This window comes from Rhodococcus sp. NPDC078407, assembly GCF_044542515.1.
GTDB lineage: Bacteria > Actinomycetota > Actinomycetes > Mycobacteriales > Mycobacteriaceae > Rhodococcoides.
The window spans coordinates 38330-57243 of the sequence record NZ_JBITUQ010000007.1 but is presented as its reverse complement, the minus strand read 5'-3'; the positions used below and the strand labels follow the sequence as shown (position 1 = coordinate 57243).

The window sequence follows — 18914 nt, the reverse complement described above, 5'->3', positions numbered from 1 at the left end:
GACTTCCTTCGACGGGTCGGGTGGTCTCACACAGTATCGGACGGTGACTGCCGCAGAACACCGGAACGGACGCCGTCGACCGCACGAAACAGCGGACGTCCGCAGCGTCGGAAAGGCCCACAGCGCAGGCGGATCGCATGATCCGGGCTCCGTCCATCGAATCGAATACGACACACGGTAGGACCGGTTCGGCACGCGTCGGTCCGACGGTCTACGATTCGAGTAGCGCACGACTAGATGACGTCGCCCTGTGGTTCGGGGTCGGACGCGCAATCAGGAGGATCTGTGACTGCCCTAGCGCCTAGGCCCGCTCCCGCGGTGGATGCTGCTCGGCCTTTCCCGCCGCGGATGGGACCGAAGGGTTCGTTCATCCACAAGGCGGTGACCACAACCGATCCCAAGGTTCTCGGGATCATGTACATCGCGACGTCGTTCGCATTCTTCCTCGTCGGCGGACTGATGGCGCTGTTGATGCGCGCCGAGTTGGCCGTACCGGGGCTGCAGTTCCTGTCCAACGAGCAGTACAACCAGTTGTTCACGATGCACGGCACGATCATGTTGCTGCTGTACGCAACGCCGATCGTGTTCGGCTTCGCCAACTACATTCTCCCGCTGCAGATCGGCGCGCCCGACGTGGCGTTCCCGCGACTGAACGCGTTCTCCTACTGGCTGTACCTGTTCGGTGCGCTGATCACCACGGCCGGCTTCATCACCCCCGGCGGCGCAGCCGACTTCGGTTGGACGGCGTACACACCGCTCACCTCGGCTCTGCACTCGCCCGGCGTCGGTGCCGACCTGTGGATCATGGGTCTCGCTGTCGCCGGTCTCGGAACCATCCTCGGCGGCGTCAACATGATCACCACGGTGATCTGCCTGCGCGCCCCCGGCATGACGATGTTCCGGATGCCCATCTTCACCTGGAACATCCTGGTCACGTCGATCCTGATCCTGCTGGCCTTCCCGCTGCTGACCGCCGCGCTGCTGGGCCTGGCCGCCGACCGCCACCTGGGCGCGCACCTGTTCGATCCAGCCACGGGCGGCGTGCTGCTGTGGCAGCACCTGTTCTGGTTCTTCGGTCACCCCGAGGTGTACATCATCGCGCTGCCGTTCTTCGGAATCGTCTCCGAGGTGTTCCCGGTCTTCTCCCGCAAGCCGATCTTCGGTTACTCCGGTCTGATCTACGCGACGATCGCCATCGCTGCACTGTCGATCGCCGTGTGGGCGCACCACATGTACGCCACCGGCGCGGTCCTGCTGCCGTTCTTCTCGTTCATGACGTTCCTGATCGCGGTGCCCACGGGTGTGAAGATCTTCAACTGGGTCGGCACCATGTGGCGTGGTCAGGTGACGTTGGAAACGCCCATGTTGTTCTCCATCGGCTTCCTGATCACCTTCGTGTTCGGTGGACTGACAGGTGTTCTGCTGGCGTCGCCGCCGATCGACTTCCAGGTCACCGATACCTACTTCGTGGTCGCGCACTTCCACTACGTGGTGTTCGGCACGGTGGTGTTCGCAACGTACGCCGGTATCTACTTCTGGTTCCCCAAGATGACGGGCCGGATGATGGACGAGGCTCTGGGTAAGTGGCACTTCTGGCTGACGTTCTTCGGCTTCCACGCGACATTCCTGGTCCAACACTGGCTGGGTAACGAGGGCATGCCGCGTCGCTACGCCGATTACCTGCCGTCCGATGGGTTCACCGAGTTGAACATCATCTCCACGGTCGGTGCGTTCATCCTCGGAGCGTCCACGTTGCCGTTCGTCTGGAACGTCTTCAAGTCCTACCGTTACGGCGAGGTCGTCACGGTCGACGATCCGTGGGGCTACGGCAACTCGCTGGAATGGGCCACCTCGTGCCCGCCGCCGCGGCACAACTTCACGGAGCTTCCTCGTATCCGGTCCGAGCGTCCGGCATTCGAGTTGCACTATCCGCACATGGTCGAGCGGATGCGTTCCGAGGCGCACGTCGGACCGGGTGCGCACGGCGGTAAGACCACTGCAGTGATGGAACAGGCCCGCCGGGCTCCGATCGCCACCAGCGATCACGAAGGGTCCGGAGACCGCGACCCCAAGTAGTCCACAGCAGCAGCGAGAGCCCCTCCCGGCTACCGGGTGGGGCTCTTCGCTTGCGACAATCTCGTGGCGTGATCGGGTTCGCCCCGCTCGGCGCACGGTGACACGAGGACGTATCCGGCCACTGGCCGAGTGAAAGGGAGAATCGGTGAAGTCGAACGACACCGCAGTGCTGGTGACGGTGACGGGCCCCGACAAGCCGGGCGTCACCTCGGTGCTCTTCGCGGCATTGTCTCGGCACGATGTCAGCCTGCTCGACGTGGAACAGGTGGTCATTCGCGGCAGGCTCACCCTGGGTGTCCTGTTGACGTGTCCACGCGATCCCGAAGCCTTGCAGGAGGAACTCGAGGACGCCATGGCCACGGTCGGTGTCCACGTGGACGTCGAGATCGGCGCTGCGCAGCGCGGTGGTCGAAGTTTGGGTACCCATGTCGTCGTCGTCCTCGGACGGCCCGTGACAGCGCGTGCGTTCAGCACCATCTCACGCGAACTGGCCCGACAAGGCGCGAACATCGACTCCATTCGTGGAGTTGCCGACTACCCCGTCACAGGGCTCGAACTTCAGGTGACCGCAACCGACACGACTCCCACCGCCGATCTAGCACTTCGTGCCGGTCTCGCGGCCATCGCGGCGGGTGTCGGTGTGGACGTCGCAGTGGAAAGGGCCGGCATCGCGCGGCGGTCGAAACGGCTGATCGTGTTCGATGTCGACTCGACCCTGGTCCAGGGTGAGGTCATCGAGATGCTGGCTGCACGGGCCGGCCGCGAGGACGAGGTGAGGGCTGTCACCGAAGCAGCGATGCGCGGAGAGATCGATTTCGCGGAGTCTCTCGAACAGCGGGTCGCCGTACTGGCCGGCCTCGACGAATCTGTCATCGACGAAGTCGGTGAAAGTCTCGAGCTGACGGCGGGAGCGAGAACTACCATCCGGACCCTTCGGCGACTCGGATTCGCATGTGGCGTGGTCTCCGGCGGTTTTCGTCAGGTCATCGAAGGTCTCGCCCACGAACTCGAATTGGACTACGTCAAGGCGAACACGCTCGAAATCATCGACGGCAAACTCACCGGCCGGGTGATCGGTGAAGTGGTCGACCGAGCGGCGAAGGCGACCGCACTGCGTGAATTCGCAGCGCAGTCAGGAGTTCCGATGGAACAGACGGTGGCGGTCGGCGACGGAGCCAACGACATCGACATGCTCACTGCGGCCGGTCTCGGCGTCGCCTTCAACGCCAAGCCCGCCTTGCGCGAAATAGCCGATACCGCCATATCGCACCCGTACTTGGACGCGGTGCTGTTCATCCTGGGCGTCACCCGCCACGAGATCGAAGCTGCTGATGCCGTCGACGGGGGAGTCCGTCGCGTCCCGATCCCATGATCGGTGAGGTCCCTGTCGGCGATTCGCAGATCGACACATCCGAGGTCGGAACATCCCAGGTCGACACATCCGGGGTCGACGAGGCGACGGGAGAGAACGACGCCGAACAGTTCTGGGCCGAGAACACGTTCGATTCACGTCATGCCGAACTCGTCCGCGGGTACGGGGGAGTCGAGGACCCACCGGACCCAGCGGATGCACTGGCCATGCCGTTGATCCTGCACATCCCCAAAGCAGACCCTCCCGTGCGTAGTGAGTTGCTCGAGGCAGCGGCCCGGGCAACGGTGACGCTGTGCTTGGACCCGCGAGTGGGTGTAGGTGCTTCGTGGCACGAGAGCTTCACAGAATGGACGTCGGCGCGAATTCGCAAGGTGGCCCGGCGTGCGCGCGGAGCACAGTGGAGTGCTGCGCAGGACGTCCCAGGAGTCACGGTCGAGGTCGGCGGTGCGTCGGCACGAGCATTGGTGCCCGGTCGCGTCGGGGATCTCGATCCGCGTATCAAGCGCCTGCAGATCGGTGGCACCGATGTGCCGTCGGACGATGCACCGTCCCCAGCGGCAGGTCCGGTGCTGTGGGTCGACGCTGAGCTGTCCATGACGGTGGGCAAGGCCGCCGCTCAGGTGGGCCACGCCTCGATGTTGCTCGCCGGAGCGATGAGCGCGGAGCAATGCCGTGAGTGGGCGTCGGCAGGCTACCGGTGCTCGGTCCGGTCGGCCGATTCGCAGCAGTGGGCCCGGGCGCTGGACGAGGTGCGTGCGGGACGCGCCGTCGCGGTGCGTGACGCCGGCTTCACCGAAGTGGCTCCGGGCACGGTCACGGTGATTGCCGTTCCCTGAGGCTGGGGTCCACTGTCGCGTAACTGGCTATGCATAACGTATCCAGTGCTGCCGGAGACTGGAACCATGTTCACCTCACCACTTCGGGCACTTGCCGGTCGGCATCTCCCTTCCCGGCTGGCAGCGCTCTACGTCGGGCTGTGGCTGTACGGGGCATCGATGTCATTGATGATCGCGGGCGGACTGGGGGTCAATCCTTGGGATGTCTTCCACCAGGGGCTCGAGAGCCGCGTCTCGCTCAGCTTCGGGACCATCACCGCGATCACCGGAGTGGCCGTGTTGCTGATGTGGATCCCGCTACGGCAACGGCCGGGTCTGGGGACCGTGAGCAACGTCGTGGTGATAGCCCTGGCCGTGGACGCGACATCGGCCGTCCTTCCGCATCTCGACGGTCTGCTGATCCGATCGCTGGCGATGGTGTCGGGGATCGTGCTGAACGCCTTCGCCACTGCCCTGTACATCGGTGCCGGAATGGGTCCGGGTCCACGTGACGGGTTGATGACGGGCCTGGTGGCCAGAACCGGGTGGTCCATTCGTCTCACCCGTACCGGCATCGAGCTGACCGTGGTGATCACCGGGTGGTTGCTCGGCGGAACCCTCGGACTGGGGACGGTGCTCTATGCACTCGGTGTCGGTCCGCTCGTCCAGCTGTTCATGACCTATCTGCCTGCGCTGCGGAACACCAGCACTGTGGACCCGGTCAACGATATCGTCGAACCTGCTTCCAATGCAGAGGTATTCGGCGGGACTCCGTCGACGCGTGAGGAGTCGAGTACCGGGACGAACTGCGACGACGACCAGCTCGGGCAGGCCAGCGTGATCTCGGCGGGCCCACCCGAGTGCAGAATCAGAAGCGAGCTGGCGTCGTCGACCTGCCCGCCGTCGGACGCGTAGGAACGCACGTCGGAACCGTCGACCCAGGCCTGAATCGTTCGAACCGAATCGTCGTTCCAGCGGTCGTTGTCGAATTCTGTTCCGGCAGAATCGAACCACACCAGATCCGGCCGGCCGGTCGGCGTGGCGCGACCGGTGAAGAACTCCTGCTGTCGCAGCGTCGGAGCGCTCGCACGCACTCGTAGCAAGCGGCCCACGAAGCGAATCATGTTCTGGTCGGCGCTGTTCCAGTCGACGGCCCACGCGTCCGCAGCCGGTGTGTCCTGCGGAATGCAGTACGCGTTGTTGTTGCCGGCCTGCGTGTGGCCCAATTCGTCGCCGGCCAGCAGCATGGGCGTCCCGGTCGAGAGCGTGAGGGTGGCCAGCAACGCTCGAACATGGCGGCCCCGGGCGTCGAGAATGCCCGCATCCTCGGTCGGCCCCTCGGTTCCGTGATTGACCGACGAGTTGTTGTCGGTGCCGTCCCTGTTCTCTTCGCCGTTGGCCTCGTTGTGCTTTCGTTCGTAGGACACCAGATCGCGGACGGTGAACCCGTCGTGTGCGGTGACGAAGTTGATCGACGCCCACGGCAGTCTGCGGCTGCCGGCGAACAGGTCCTCGGAACCGGCCAGACGTGAGGCCAGTTCGCGCACACCGTGGCGGCCCGCCCAGAACTGTCGAACGGTGTCGCGGTAGCGATCGTTCCACTCCGACCACGACACTCCGAAATTTCCGACTTGGTAACCGGCACCGGTGGCATCCCACGGCTCCGCGATGAGCTTGACCTGCGCCAGAACGGGATCCACTGCGATGGCGGTCAACAACGGTGCGCGCGAATCGAATCGCCAACCGCCGGGTCGTCCGAGCGTGCTGGCGAGGTCGAATCGGAACCCGTCGACACCCATCTCGTCCACCCAGTAGCGAAGACTGTCGCACACCATGCGCACGACGGCAGGCGACGCCGAGTCGAGTGTGTTACCGCAGCCGGTGAGGTCGACGTCCGATCCACGACCGTCGAGGAGGTAGTAACCCGGCGCGTCGAGCCCACGCCAACTGATGGACGGCCCGTCGACCGAGGATTCGCACGTGTGGTTGTAGACGACGTCGAGGATCACCTCGATCCCCGCATCGTGCAACGCATCCACCATGGTGCGGAACTCGTCCACCTCGTTGCCGGGAACAGCGGCGAACCGCGGATCGGGCGCGAAGTACGCGCCGGTCGAGTAGCCCCAGTGGTTCCGCATTCCGCGGGCACGCACACCGGGTTCGGTGAAGGTGGTGTGGACGGGCAGCAATTCGACCGAGGTGATGCCGATACGAGCGAGGTGTTCGAGCACCGCAGGTTGGGCGAGTCCCAGATACGTGCCGCGAAGATGCTGGGGCACAGCAGGATTGCGGGCAGTGAACGAACCCACGTGCAGCTCGTAGAGGACGGTGCGGTCCCACGGAACGGCCGGGCGCGCAGGTCGGTCCGTACGAGCGAGTGGTGCGCGAACTACTGCAAGGGGGAGATGTCCGAGCGAATCACGAGAACTGGGTGCCCCGAACGGATCGTCCTCGTAGGCCAACAGTGCAGACGGGTCTCCGAATCCTCCGCTCACCTGTCGGGCAGAAGGGTCGAGCAGAATCTTGGCACCGTTGAATCGCCGTCCCGAATGCGGATCCCAGCGCCCGTGCGCACGGAAGCCGTATCTGTCCCCGGGCCGGACACCGGGGACCACTCCATGCCGAACCCCGAAGGTGCGGGTGGTCAGTTCTACTCTCCGCTCGCCGCCGTCCGGATCGATCAGACACACCTCGACGCCGTCTGCCTCGGGTGCGTGGACTGCAAATCGAGTACCAGTCGCCGCGGCCGTGGCACCGAGGGGGAACGGTGATCCGGGCGGGAAGGAGCCGGATAGCTCGGCATCTGTCCGAGATGCTCTGTCAGGGAGATCGTGATTGGGCGACACGCGTGCATATCCTGCCGTGAATGCGGGGCCGATGTGCGGGAAGATAAGCCCCGTGTCTGAACCGGATCCCGACCTGCTCGTAGATTTCACCGATGTCGTCGTCCGCCGTGGTGGTGTGACCTTGGTGGGCCCCGTCACCTGGAAGGTGGAACTCGACGAACGGTGGGTCGTCCTGGGTCCTAACGGTGCCGGAAAGACGTCGCTGCTGCGCATTGCGGCGGCCGAGATCCATCCGACCTCCGGTGTCGCTCACGTTCTCGGTGAAGTCATGGGCAAGGCGGACGTCGCCGAACTGCGGCCGCGAATCGGTTTGTCGTCGTCATCGTTGGCCCATCGCATCCCTGCCGACGAACTCGTGTCCGATCTCGTGGTCTCCGCTGGGTACTCCGTATTGGGGCGCTGGCGCGAGAAGTACGACGCGGTCGACACCGAACGTGCTGTGGAGATGCTCGAGAGTCTCGGCGCAGAACACCTCGCCAGCCGTACGTACGGGACCCTCTCGGAGGGCGAACGCAAGCGAGTTCTCATCGCGCGGGCCTTGATGACCGATCCTGAACTGTTGCTGCTCGACGAGCCTGCTGCGGGGCTCGACCTCGGGGGTCGCGAGGAGCTGGTGGCGCGTCTGGCAGACATCGCCGCCGATCCGGATTCTCCGGCCACGGTGCTCATCACTCACCACGTGGAAGAGATCCCACCGGGGTTCAGTCACGCCTTGCTGCTCAAAGAAGGCGGAGTCGTGGCTCAGGGCCTGGTGGACGACGTCATCACGGCCGAGAATCTCACCGAGGCGTTCAGTCAGTCGATTGCACTGGACCGGGTCGACGGCCGATTCTTCGCCCGCCGCACCCGCCCTGCCGGGGCACACCGGCGCTAGCGTCGGACCACGTCGCTCTCGGCGCGCCGATCGGCGGTACGTTGCCGAGATGAGCTCGAACAGTCCTGCCGACCCCGTCCCAGCGCGCGATGCATCGACGGTCATCTTGATTCGTGATGGGCGTGCACGTCCCGAGATTGAGGTGTTCCTGCTCGAACGTGTCGGCGGGATGGCGTTCGCGGGCGGGATGACGGTATTTCCCGGGGGCGGTGTCGACCCCTCCGACGCCGCTGCCGACGTGAGGTGGGCAGGTCCTCCGCCTTCGTGGTGGGCGGGACGTCTCGGTACCGATGAGGGTAAGGCGCAGGCGCTGGTGTGCGCTGCGGCGCGGGAGACGTTCGAGGAGTGCGGAGTGTTGCTGGCCGGGTCGGCAGCGAATTCCATCGTTGCCGACACTGCCCCGTTCGCAGCCGAACGTGGTCGGCTCGAGCGTCGCGAACTCTCGTTCGCCGACTTTCTCACCGAACACGATCTGGTATTGCGCTCGGACTTGCTCAGGCCGTGGTCCCACTGGATCACCCCGGTAGGCGAAGCACGCCGTTACGACACGCGGTTCTTCGTCGCGGTGCTCCCGGAAGGCCAGAACGCCGATGGGGAAACCAGCGAGGCAGCGTCGTCGAGTTGGCGTTCGACCGGTGATGCGTTGGCGGATTGGCGACGGGGAGACACAGTCCTGCTGCCGCCCACGTGGAGCCAGTTGGATGCACTGTCACGATTCGACACCGTTGCCGACGTCGTCGATCACGAGCGCACCCTGGTCTCGGTCCTGCCGATGCTCGTTCGCGAGGAAGGCGCTGTCCGTGTGCTGTTCGACGGCGACGATGCGTATTACGCCGGCGCGCGACATCCCTGGGCCGATCGCTGAACTGCTGCCGAGTAGCCTTTCGGCCCATGGCTGAGTTCGTGAATCTCGAGATATCCGACGGTATCAGCACCATCCGCCTGGACCGACCGCCGATGAACGTACTCGATCGACAGATGCAGGAAGAGATTCGCTCGGCCGCGCGAGAAGCGACCGTGAGTACCGACGTCAAGGCCGTCATCGTCTACGGCGGCGAGAAGGTGTTCGCAGCCGGTGCGGACATCAAGGAAATGAAGGCCCTGTCGGCAGCGGAGATGGCAGAGATCGCCGGCGACCTGCAGTCCGCTCTGGGTTCGTTGAGCACCATCCCCAAACCGGTCGTGGCTGCTGTGACCGGATACGCACTCGGCGGCGGACTCGAAGTCGCTCTCGGTGCCGATCGTCGAATTGCCGGAGACAACGCCAAGTTCGGAGTCCCCGAAGTGCTGCTCGGTGTCATTCCCGGCGGCGGCGGAACCCAGCGACTGGCGCGGTTGATCGGTCCGAGCCGGGCCAAGGACATGGTCTTCACCGGTCGCTTCGTCGGAGCGGAGGAGGCCCTGCGAATCGGTCTGGTGGACGAGGTGGTCGCCCCGGACGAGGTCTACAACGCTGCCCGGGCGTGGGCACTGCAGTTCACGACGGGCGCATCGCGGGCACTGGCCGCGGCGAAGGCGTCGATCGATCAGGGGCTCGACGTGGATCTCACCAACGGACTTCGTATCGAGGCGCAGCAGTTCGCGGCTCTGTTCGCCACCGACGATCGCACGATCGGAATGGAGTCCTTCGTGGCCGATGGCCCGGGCAAAGCCACTTTCACCGGACGGTGACGACGTCCCCGTCGACCGACGGAGTTGTTTCACAGCTACCGGATAGTAGGCTCGCCTGATGACTGCAAGCCCCCACGACGGTGTGAATCTATCGATCTCCGATGAGACGGCCTCGGCCGAGGCAGACGACCGGACCGTCGATCCCGCCCCGAACCCGCACGCCACCGCCGAACAGGTCGAGGCAGCGAGATCGGACACCAAACTGGCGCAGGTGCTCTACCACGACTGGGAAGCCGAGACCTACGACGACAAGTGGTCCATCTCGTACGACGAGCGCTGCATCGACTACGCCCGCGGCAGGTTCGATCAGGCCGTCTCCGGCGACGCCTCGGCGCAGTCCGATCTGCCGTACGGTCGCGCCTTGGAGCTGGGTTGCGGAACCGGCTTCTTCCTCCTCAACCTGATGCAAGCAGGCATCGCCGACAAGGGATCCGTCACCGACCTGTCTCCAGGGATGGTGAAGGTCGCTCTGCGCAATGCCGGGCATCTGGGTCTGGATGTGGACGGCCGCGTTGCCGATGCAGAGACCATTCCCTACGACGACGACACGTTCGACCTGGTCGTCGGACACGCTGTGCTTCACCACATTCCGGACGTCGAACAATCGCTGCGTGAGGTGCTTCGAGTACTCAAGCCCGGTGGGCGATTCGTCTTCGCAGGCGAACCCACCACCGTCGGCAACTTCTACGCTCGTTGGCTCGGCCGGATCACGTGGGAAACGACCACGCGTGTGACCAAGTTGCCGTTCCTGGAGAGTTGGCGCAAACCACAGGAGGAGCTCGACGAGTCCTCGCGAGCAGCTGCGCTCGAGGCCGTCGTCGACCTGCACACGTTCGATCCCGCCGACCTGGAGAGCATTGCGCTGTCTGCCGGTGCCGAGCGCGTCCAGGCGAACACCGAGGAGTTCGCCGCCGCTCTGCTCGGGTGGCCGGTGCGGACGTTCGAGGCCGCAGTCCCGTCCGGCAAGCTCGGCTGGAATTGGGCGAAGTTCGCCTTCGGCGGCTGGAAGACACTGAGTTGGGTAGACGAGAACGTGCTGCAGCACGTGGTTCCGCGCGGGCTGTTCTACAACGTGATGATCACCGGCACCAAACCCGCACCCCGCGCTTGAGTGGCTCGCACCCCCGCAGTCTCGACGCTCGAGTCCGCTAGTGGGCTACGAGTTCACCGGCACCGACCTCGACTTCTTGCAGAGCGAGGGCGGTGCCGGAGCTCTGTCTGCGGTGGGCGATCTCGAGCTCAGTGCCCGCTCGTCGGTACGCGACATCACCGAGGTACGCAGTCGTTTTCCCGACCACGCGAGCGCCCTGATCGAAACCGTCACGGTACGTCGCAAGGCTCGAGTGAAACTGTCGGACGCGGATCGTTGGCTGGTGACGAACGATGCCGTCCAGCAGGCCACTCCGACGCTCGTGGCCCGCAGACGCGCGACGCGACTGGTCGGCCGTCGAGTGCACGATGTCACGTGTTCCATCGGCGGCGAACTGGCCGTGTTGGTCGAATCGGCGGAGTTGGTGGTCGGCAGTGATCTCGACCCGATCCGGCTGCGGATGGCCGCGCACAATGTTCCCGGTGCCACTGTTTTCAGGGCCGACGCAGTGACGCCGACGACGCGGGACACCGTCGTCGTGGCCGATCCCGGCCGCCGAGCCGGCGGGCGGCGACGCCACGATCCAGCCGCGTTGCAACCTCCGCTACCCGACCTGTTCGACGCCTATCGCGGCCGCGACTTGATCGTCAAATGTGCTCCCGGCCTCGATTTCGATGCTGTCGATTGGCCCGGCGAGATCGAGGTGGTGTCGTTGGACGGCGGAGTGCGCGAGGCGTGCCTGTGGTCCGAAGGGCTCAGCGAGAGGGGAATTCGGCGTCGCGCTGCGGTTCTGCGATCCGACGGTGCCGTGGTGGAGTTCACCGACGCCGAGTCCGACGACATCCCGGTCGAGCCGCCGGGCGAATTCCTCGTCGATCCCGACGGGGCGGTGGTCCGGGCCGGGTTGGTTCGCCATTACGGTGCCAGATACGGCCTGTGGCAACTGGATCCGAGGATCGCGTACCTGACCGGCAACACGGTGCCTGCGGGTGTGCGCGGCTTTCGAATCCTGGAGCAGTCCAAGTTTTCCGAGAAAGTTCTCCGGCAGCTGCTGGAGCGGATGGACTGTGGATCGGTCGAGATTCTCGTGCGCGGTGTCGACGTGGATCCCGCGATACTACGACCCAAGCTCAAGCTGCGCGGAAGCGTCGCACTCTCGGTGGTTATCACGCGCATCGGTCGATCCGCAGTGTGCTTCGTCTGTGCGCCCGGGACAACCGATCAGCCGGTGTAGGTGAAGATCTCGCCCAGATAGCTCGCGGTGACGACCTGGCCGTCCGGCCCGATCGATGTGCCCACGGTGGAGCCGATGACGTCGGGCACGGACTGCGAATCCACGGTGTCGCCCGTGGCTGCGTCGAACGTGATCAGTGCGACGTCGTCGCCGTCCCGGACGACGGTATGGCCGCGTCCGTCAGCGGATTGTGCTGCTGCTCCGGCTTGTTCGACGTCGTCACGAACCCACACGCGCTCGGCCGAGTCCCCGTTGTCTCGCAAGCCCATCAGCGTGCCGTCGCCGCCGGACGGGACGATGGTTCCGTCCGAGGCGATGGACGGACTGCCTCCGATGCCGAGTCCTGTGCCCTCGGTCCACTTCTGTCGTCCGTCGGTGGTGTCGAAAGCCATCAGTCTGCCGTCGACGTCGGCCACGTACAGTGTCGAACCGTCCTCGGACAGCACCGGAGACGACGCCACTCCTGCGGGCAGCAGTTCCGAGGACCAGCGTTCGACCAGTCCAGGGGAGCCGTCGGGGGTGTACTGCAGCGAAACTATCTGCGGCGCAATGGAACCCGGACGCCAGAGTGTGAGATAGATTGCTCCGGTCTCGGCGTCGACCGCAGGTGCCGCGGACACGAGGCACCCCGACCCTCCGGTGCTGCACTCGGCGAGGCCAGTGTCGACCGGCTCGAAGTCGGAGTTCGGATCGGTGAGAAAGTTCGGCGTCGGAACGAGGTCGAGGATGGGCACCCGAAGCTGCCCGGTCTGGGTGTCCAGCACGCTGATCTGACCCATCTGGGTGACCGAGAGCAGGCTGCCGTCACCGAGGAACTGAGCAGACTTCGGCACCCCGTACACCGGTGTTCGCCAACGTAATTGCCCGTGATCGTTGTACGAGTTCATGCCGCCGTCGTCACCGATGTAGGCGTTGATCGCAGAGTCGACGGTGGGCGTCGCGGTCACGACCGAGGGCCCGACACGATTGCACCAGCGCTTGCGAGCGGAGTCGATCTCGAAGGAGAAGAGGTTGCACCCGGATTCGGTGGTGGCGGTGACGAACATCTGACCCGTCGAGCCGATGGACACCGGGGAGCTCACGGTGCCCCCGATCGGCCTGTTCCAGTCCAACGTGACGGGCGAGTCCACCGACACCGCAGTCGAACCACTGTTGTGCGCGTTCGCATGTGCGGCAGGCCAGGAGTCGGGGGAGAGTGGGTCGATGGCGGTGGTGTCGGAACTGCAGCCGGCCGACGCCACCAGCGCGACCGCAGCAGCGAACGCAGTCACCTTCCTGCCGGTCCTGCCGTGGGCACTGACGCCGCGCATCGATCGCTCCCCATGAGTTCTCTCGTGCCCGACGCGGTGCCGGGCGTCCTGTTCTCCTGCGCCGACGAGCAACAGTCGACAGGCAACCCTAGCCCGCCGACGGGTGCCGACGGAGAGCGGGCGAAAGAGAAACTAGGGTGAACGTCCATGACGAGTATGTGGAACGCGCCGCTGCGGACACGCTGGCGCGGGTCGAGGCGACGCGAAACCGGTCAGGCGCGTTTTCTCACCCGTGCGTCCCTCGACTGGGTACTGACGAACAAGGCCTACACGCCCTGGTATCTGGTGCGGTACTACCGACTGGCGAAGTTCAAGCTGGCCAATCCACACGTGATCCTGCGAGGCATGGTGTTTCTCGGCAAGAACGTCGAGATCCACTCCACCCCTGAGCTCTCGCGTCTCGAGATCGGCCGGTGGGTGCATATCGGCGACGGCAATGCCATTCGTTGCCACGAGGGTTCGCTGCGCATCGGTGACAAGGTCGTGTTCGGCAAGGACAACGTCGTCAACACCTATCTCGATATCGAGATCGGCGCGTCGACGCTGGTGGCCGACTGGTGCTACATCTGCGATTTCGATCATCGGATGGACGATGTGAACATGCCGATCAAGGATCAGGGAATCGTCAAGGGGCCGGTGCGGATCGGACCGGACACCTGGATCGCGGCCAAGGTGACCATCCTGCGCGAGACTCGGATCGGGCGTGGCTGCGTCCTCGGCGCACACGCCGTGGTCAAGGGCGAGATCCCGGATTACAGCATCGCCGTCGGTGCCCCCGCCAAGGTCGTCCGCAACCGTAAGGACGCTTGGGAGGCAGGGGCCGCCGAACGGGCGAAATACATTGCGGCGCTGGAAGACATAGCCCGCAAGAAGGCGCTCGGTCAGGCCGAGGCCGCGCGGGAGAGCTGAAACCCAATTGAGTGGAACCTCGTAGTGGACTGAACACGTAGTGGACTACGAGGTTCCACTCACATGGGTCAGGTGCGGCCCGGCAGAGCGCGCTCGACTATGTGCGGACGACCCAGCGGATGCCGAACCTTGCGTTTGGCCCCCTGGTAGACCTGGGCCGTCGATTCGGCCACGTGCTTCCAGTCGAAGTCCACGGTGAGGCGTTCGCGCGCCGCCACTGCTCGTTCCTGTGCAGCGTCCGCGTTGTCGAGTACTTTTCGCACGGCCGCGGCTAACCCAGCGACGTCGGCAGGCGCGAACGACAGGCCGGTGACGCCGTCGACGATCGCTTCGCCGAGTCCGCCTGCGGTGGACGCGACCAGGGGAGTGCCCGCGGCCGCGGCCTCGAGGGCGATGATGCCGAAGGGTTCGTATCGGCTGGGCAAGACGATGGCGTCGGCTCCGTGAAGCCAACCGAGGAGATCGGTGTGGTCCAACGTGCCGAGGAACGACACCGCCCGGGTCACCCGGTGCGTGCGCGCCAGCCCCGCCAACCACGCGAACTGGGTTCCCTCACCGGCGATGTGCAGGGTGGTACCCGGATGGCTCCGCCGGATGCGCGGCAGGGCTGCGATGGCGTCCTGAATTCCCTTCTCGTATTCGAGCCGGCCGACGTAGAGCAGCTTCGCGGGTTCCGATCGCGGCTCCCGTCGCCGAAAGCTCCACGCAGACCCGTCGATTCCGTTGTGGATGACCGAGACCGTCGATTCGGAGACCCCGAACAACGTGGTCACCTCGTCTCTCATCGACGCCGAGCAGGTGATGACCGCGTCCGAGTCGTTGGCCAGCCACCATTCGACGGAATGCACCTGACGGTTCACGGGTCCGGAGATCCAGCCGCTGTGGCGTCCGGCTTCGGTGGCGTGGATCGTCGAGACGAGAGGTACGTCGTAGAACTCGGCCAGAGCGATGGCGGGGTGCGCCACGAGCCAGTCGTGGGCGTGAACGACGTCGGGATGCCAGCCTTCGCCCAGGCCCGGCTTGCCCAACGCGACACCGGCCCGGACCATCGCGTGGCCCATGGCAAGCGTCCACGCCAGCATGTCCTCGCCGAACACGAAGTGTGCCGGGTCCTCGGCGACGGCGACCACCAGTACGCCGTCCTCGATGAGGTGGGACGTGGGGTGGGTGGCCGCGTCGGTGCCGGTCGGTCGGCGGGAGAGCACGACGACTTCGTGCCCGCAGTTCACCAGCTCGGTCGCGAGGTGATGCACATGCCGCCCCAGGCCGCCGACGACCACGGGTGGGTACTCCCACGACACCATCAAGATCTTCATCGACGCCCCCCTGCAGGTTTCGACTCGCTGCCACGGTGCGTGCCGGGAAGGCGGCGCGCATCCAACGCCGGGAACAATCCATCGGCACGGTTCCACTGCGCCGCCAGTCGAGTTGCCGAGGCTGTCGACCCGCCGGCGGCAGCAGCGATCTCGCGTAGAGCATGCGCGTGGACGTGCGCGCGTTCCCGTGCATAACCGGCGGCGGAATCCTTGCTGACCATGAATGCCCAGTCGCTGGCCACTGCCATCAGTGTCTCACGCAGTATCTGATCGCTGACCCGATTGCGTAGTTCGGGCCCGCCGACGCGACGTCGGTCCTCCCGGGCTGCATCGACGGCGTCGAGCGCGGTCTGCGAGACCTCGGAGTTCAGCGACACCAGGTCCGCGACGTCGTCTCCGGCCCACACCCGCCAGTCCTTGCCCGATCCCCACGACGAATCCTGGAGTTCGAGCGGTGCACCGACGTACCCCTGCTCGCGTGCGTCGTTCAGCGTGCCGACAGTGATTCCGGCGGCCGGGAGTGCGCGCATGAGCTTCTCTAGCCACTGAGGGCCCTCGTGCCACCAGTGTCCGAAGAGTTCGGTGTCGAATGCGGCCACGACCAGCGCGTCGCGGCCGATCCGTTCCGATTCCGCGATCAGTCGTCGACGTACCACGGCAACGAAGTCGGTGACGTGGCGATCCACGGTGGCTGCGGCTCGCTCGGGGTCGTAGGGAGCCTTGTCGTTCGAGGCGACCGTGCGGCCGGTGACGCGGGCGGGTTTGAGTCCGGTGTCGTGATCGTAGGTGTGGAAGTCCCGATAGGCGCCGTGCCCCGGGTAGCCCGATCTGGGCGACCAGACGCGATAGCTGACCGGAAGATCGCGGCCGAACGCGACGACGTCCGAATCCCACACCGTCCTGCCGAGGGAGGTGTCGCCGCGCATCGCGGGGCCGTCGACCATGAAGTGTGAAACGCCGGCCGCCGCGTACTCCGTTTCCATTCCGGGAGTGAAGCCGCACTCCGGTGCCCAGATGCCCGCCGGAGTCGCACCCCAGCGTGCGCGGGCGTCCAGCAGGCCTTCTCGGAGAGAGAATTCGCGTAGCCGAGGGTGGAGCAGTGGCTGGAACGGGTGGGCAAGCGGTCCGCCCAACAATTCGACCGTGCCTGCGTCGACCAGCGGGCGAAGAACGGCCGATCCGCCGTGCCGCCATCGTGTCTCGAATTGTTCGAGGGCCGCGGCGGCACCTCGGTGTTCGCGAACGGACAGCGCGCGATCGCCGGCCTCGTGGGCGCGCAACTGCCAATTCCCGAGCCAATGATGCATACCCGACAGGCAGTGCGGATCATCGAGTTGGGCAGCCAGAACGGGGGTGACACCCAGAGACAGCACATCGGTGTGGCCGTCGTCGGCCAGGCGCTCCAAGGCCGCGGTGAGCGGCAGGTAGCAGTCGGCCCAGGACTGGTACAGCCATTCTTCGCCGACCGGCCACCTGCCGTGATTGGCCAACCACGGCAGGTGCGAATGCAGCACCAGAGAGAACATGCCCGGCACGGTGGTGCCGGACGTCACCCGATCACCGCGCTCGAGCCCTTACGAGCGATCGCAACCAGGTCGAGGCTGTCGTCGATGTGGTCGGGGGCGATGTCGAAGTCGTCGATCGTGATCGCGGCGACGTCCTCGGCCAACTCGGTCGGCCATGGCTCGCCTGCGAGGGCCCGTTCGATCTGGGCGTCGATGAAGGAGCCGCCGTGTTTGATGTCGAGCGCTGCCAACGTGTTGCCGTGGCGGACCCCGGTGAGTTCGGTGACCTCCAGGTCGGCGGCGACGAGCAACTCGGTCAGCTCTGCCGCGTCGAGTTCCCGAGTGTGAAAGGGGTTCAGGGGAGTGTCGCGCCCGGGTGAGAAGGTGATGCGATTGGGAGTACTGATCATCAGAATGCCGCCGGGCTCGAGTATCCGGTGTACTTCGGCCAGGAAGGCTCCCTGGTCCCAGAGGTGTTCGATGACCTGGAAGTTGACAACGACACCGACCGAGGAATCCGCGAACGGAAGTCGGTCGAGATTGCCCCGCACCATGGTCACGGCGGGGTAGCGCGTATGGACGTGCGCGGCGGCCGAGACGTCGTAGTCGAGGCCGACGACACGGGACGCCACCTCGGCGATCATGTTGGCTCCGTAGCCTTCTCCCGACCCGGCTTCGAGTACCGTGCGGCCGCGACACCGCTCGGCGAGGGCGCGGTACACCACCTCGTGGCGTCGGAACCAGTAGTTCTCCTCGGCGATCCCGGGCACTGTTCGCTCGCCGGTGAGGGGGAGTGGTTCGGGTGCCGGTGTCCGAGACGATGAATCGTTCACCGACGGAAGGTTAGTGCCTCCTGCGCGGAGGTAAGCCAACGTGGTCGCCATAACAGTCGGGGTGCGGATGTATGGTCGGACGGACGGGAAAGTAAGTTACCCACGAGTAACTACGGTGAGGTAACCTCGTCTCAGGCCGTAGAACTGCATCAACCAGAACTGCACCAACCGTTAGAACACTCACGATCAGCAGAACATGACCAGGAGGTCGACGCAGACCCATGACGAACATCGTTGTTTTGATCAAGCAGGTTCCAGACACGTGGTCCGAGCGCAAGCTCACCGACGGTGACTACACCCTCGACCGCGAGGCGGCGGACGCCGTCCTCGACGAGATCAACGAGCGGGCCGTCGAAGAGGCTCTGCTCATCAAGGAAGCCCAGGGCGGTGAGGTGAAGGTCCTGTCCGCAGGCCCCGATCGCGCCACCGACGCGATTCGTAAGGCTCTGTCGATGGGTGCCGACAGTGCGGTGCACCTCAACGACCCGAGCCTGCACGGCTCCGACGCCATCCAGACCGGCTACGCGCTGGCTGCCGCGTTGGGCAACGTCGCGTTCGAGAACGACGAGCCGGCCGATCTCATCATCGCGGGTAACGAGGCCACCGACGGCCGCACCGGTGCAGTTCCGGCGATTATTGCCGAATACCTGCAGATTCCGGCTCTGACGCAGGTGCGCAAGCTCACTGTCGCAGACGGCAAGGTCACCGGCGAGCGCGAGACCGACGAGGGCATCTTCGGCCTCGAGGCCACGCTGCCCGCAATCGTGAGTGTCACCGAGAAGATCAACGAGCCTCGGTTCCCGTCGTTCAAGGGCATCATGGCCGCCAAGAAGAAGACGGTGCAGACCATCACGCTGGCCGACATCGGTGTCGAGGACGGCATCGTCGGCGTCGACAATGCCGGCACGACGGTGACGTCGTCCACCCCCAAGCCTCCCAAGACCGCCGGTGAGCGGCTCACCGACGAGGGCGACGGCGGCGACAAGATCGCCACCTACCTCGTAGGCCAGAAGATCATCTGATCCCGCCCCACCGAGCAATTCAAGACCAACGAGGAGCAAAG

Annotated in this window: 16 protein-coding genes; 11 read left to right on the top strand and 5 right to left on the bottom strand. The window is 65.3% G+C overall.

All coding sequences use genetic code 11. From position 1 onward, the window contains the following. Positions 1 to 285 precede the first annotated feature (285 nt). From ctaD to ACIGGF_RS09705, 3 genes are all read left to right on the top strand, one after another. Entirely contained in the window at positions 286 to 2076 is a 1791-nt protein-coding gene (gene ctaD / locus ACIGGF_RS09715) for a cytochrome c oxidase subunit I (protein ID WP_397521153.1), read from the top strand. 145 nt (positions 2077 to 2221) lie between these two features. Beyond that, the gene (serB, locus tag ACIGGF_RS09710) at positions 2222 to 3448 is read left to right on the top strand and encodes a phosphoserine phosphatase SerB (protein ID WP_397521152.1); all 1227 of its coding nucleotides are present in this window, start codon (positions 2222 to 2224) and stop codon (positions 3446 to 3448) included. Further along, positions 3445 to 4284, top strand: a complete 840-nt coding sequence (locus tag ACIGGF_RS09705) for a peptidyl-tRNA hydrolase (RefSeq protein ID WP_397521151.1) — start codon at positions 3445 to 3447, stop codon at positions 4282 to 4284. The genes serB and ACIGGF_RS09705 overlap by 4 nt, the downstream gene beginning before the upstream one ends. Positions 4285 to 4943: 659 nt before the next feature. Here the strand turns inward: ACIGGF_RS09705 and glgX are convergent. Continuing rightward, the gene (glgX, locus tag ACIGGF_RS09700) at positions 4944 to 7109 is read right to left on the bottom strand and encodes a glycogen debranching protein GlgX (protein WP_397521150.1); all 2166 of its coding nucleotides are present in this window, start codon (positions 7107 to 7109) and stop codon (positions 4944 to 4946) included. 31 nt (positions 7110 to 7140) lie between these two features. Here glgX and ACIGGF_RS09695 point away from each other — a divergent pair, with 31 nt between their 5' ends. The 5 genes from ACIGGF_RS09695 to ACIGGF_RS09675 are packed head-to-tail and all read left to right on the top strand — an operon-like array spanning position 7141 to position 11978. Further along, entirely contained in the window at positions 7141 to 7983 is an 843-nt protein-coding gene (locus tag ACIGGF_RS09695; RefSeq protein WP_397521149.1) for an ABC transporter ATP-binding protein, read from the top strand. A 49-nt stretch (positions 7984 to 8032) separates the two neighbouring features. Further along, on the top strand, positions 8033 to 8848 hold the full coding sequence (locus ACIGGF_RS09690) for an NUDIX hydrolase (RefSeq protein ID WP_397521148.1): 816 nt from the start codon (positions 8033 to 8035) through the stop codon (positions 8846 to 8848). A 26-nt stretch (positions 8849 to 8874) separates the two neighbouring features. Further along, positions 8875 to 9654 carry an enoyl-CoA hydratase/isomerase family protein gene (locus ACIGGF_RS09685; RefSeq protein ID WP_397521147.1) on the top strand — a complete coding sequence of 260 codons (780 nt, stop codon included), beginning with the start codon at positions 8875 to 8877 and terminating at the stop codon, positions 9652 to 9654. A gap of 58 nt (positions 9655 to 9712) precedes the next feature. Further along, the gene (locus tag ACIGGF_RS09680; protein WP_397521146.1) at positions 9713 to 10765 is read left to right on the top strand and encodes a class I SAM-dependent methyltransferase; all 1053 of its coding nucleotides are present in this window, start codon (positions 9713 to 9715) and stop codon (positions 10763 to 10765) included. A gap of 40 nt (positions 10766 to 10805) precedes the next feature. Beyond that, positions 10806 to 11978, top strand: a complete 1173-nt coding sequence (locus tag ACIGGF_RS09675) for a class I SAM-dependent methyltransferase (RefSeq protein WP_397521145.1) — start codon at positions 10806 to 10808, stop codon at positions 11976 to 11978. Here the strand turns inward: ACIGGF_RS09675 and ACIGGF_RS09670 are convergent. Continuing rightward, positions 11966 to 13288, bottom strand: coding sequence for a PQQ-binding-like beta-propeller repeat protein (locus tag ACIGGF_RS09670; protein ID WP_397521144.1), 1323 nt, complete (start codon positions 13286 to 13288; stop codon positions 11966 to 11968). The two genes, ACIGGF_RS09675 and ACIGGF_RS09670, sit on opposite strands and share 13 nt — an antisense overlap. Positions 13289 to 13300: 12 nt before the next feature. On the opposite strand from ACIGGF_RS09670, the gene ACIGGF_RS09665 reads away from it, so the two are divergent. Both ACIGGF_RS09665 and ACIGGF_RS09660 read left to right on the top strand, forming a co-directional pair. After that, complete coding sequence (locus ACIGGF_RS09665) at positions 13301 to 13429, top strand: hypothetical protein (RefSeq protein WP_397521143.1); 129 nt, start codon at positions 13301 to 13303, stop codon at positions 13427 to 13429. A gap of 6 nt (positions 13430 to 13435) precedes the next feature. After that, positions 13436 to 14197 (top strand): acyltransferase, encoded by a 762-nt coding sequence (locus tag ACIGGF_RS09660; RefSeq protein ID WP_397521142.1) that lies wholly within the window; start codon positions 13436 to 13438, stop codon positions 14195 to 14197. 68 nt (positions 14198 to 14265) lie between these two features. On the opposite strand, the gene ACIGGF_RS09655 is transcribed toward ACIGGF_RS09660, so the two are convergent. From ACIGGF_RS09655 to ACIGGF_RS09645, 3 genes are read right to left on the bottom strand one after another with little or no spacing between them, the layout of a single operon-like run. Next, positions 14266 to 15513, bottom strand: coding sequence for a glycosyltransferase family 4 protein (locus tag ACIGGF_RS09655; RefSeq protein WP_397521141.1), 1248 nt, complete (start codon positions 15511 to 15513; stop codon positions 14266 to 14268). Beyond that, positions 15510 to 17039: a 1,4-alpha-glucan branching protein domain-containing protein gene (locus ACIGGF_RS09650; protein ID WP_397521261.1), complete on the bottom strand. Its 1530-nt coding sequence runs from the start codon at positions 17037 to 17039 to the stop codon at positions 15510 to 15512. The genes ACIGGF_RS09655 and ACIGGF_RS09650 overlap by 4 nt, the downstream gene beginning before the upstream one ends. A 23-nt stretch (positions 17040 to 17062) precedes the next feature. Next, on the bottom strand, positions 17063 to 17902 hold the full coding sequence (locus ACIGGF_RS09645; protein ID WP_397521140.1) for a class I SAM-dependent methyltransferase: 840 nt from the start codon (positions 17900 to 17902) through the stop codon (positions 17063 to 17065). Between the two features lie 170 nt (positions 17903 to 18072). On the opposite strand from ACIGGF_RS09645, the gene ACIGGF_RS09640 reads away from it, so the two are divergent. Then, positions 18073 to 18873 carry an electron transfer flavoprotein subunit beta/FixA family protein gene (locus ACIGGF_RS09640; RefSeq protein WP_397521139.1) on the top strand — a complete coding sequence of 267 codons (801 nt, stop codon included), beginning with the start codon at positions 18073 to 18075 and terminating at the stop codon, positions 18871 to 18873. The last annotated feature ends 41 nt before the right edge of the window (positions 18874 to 18914 follow it).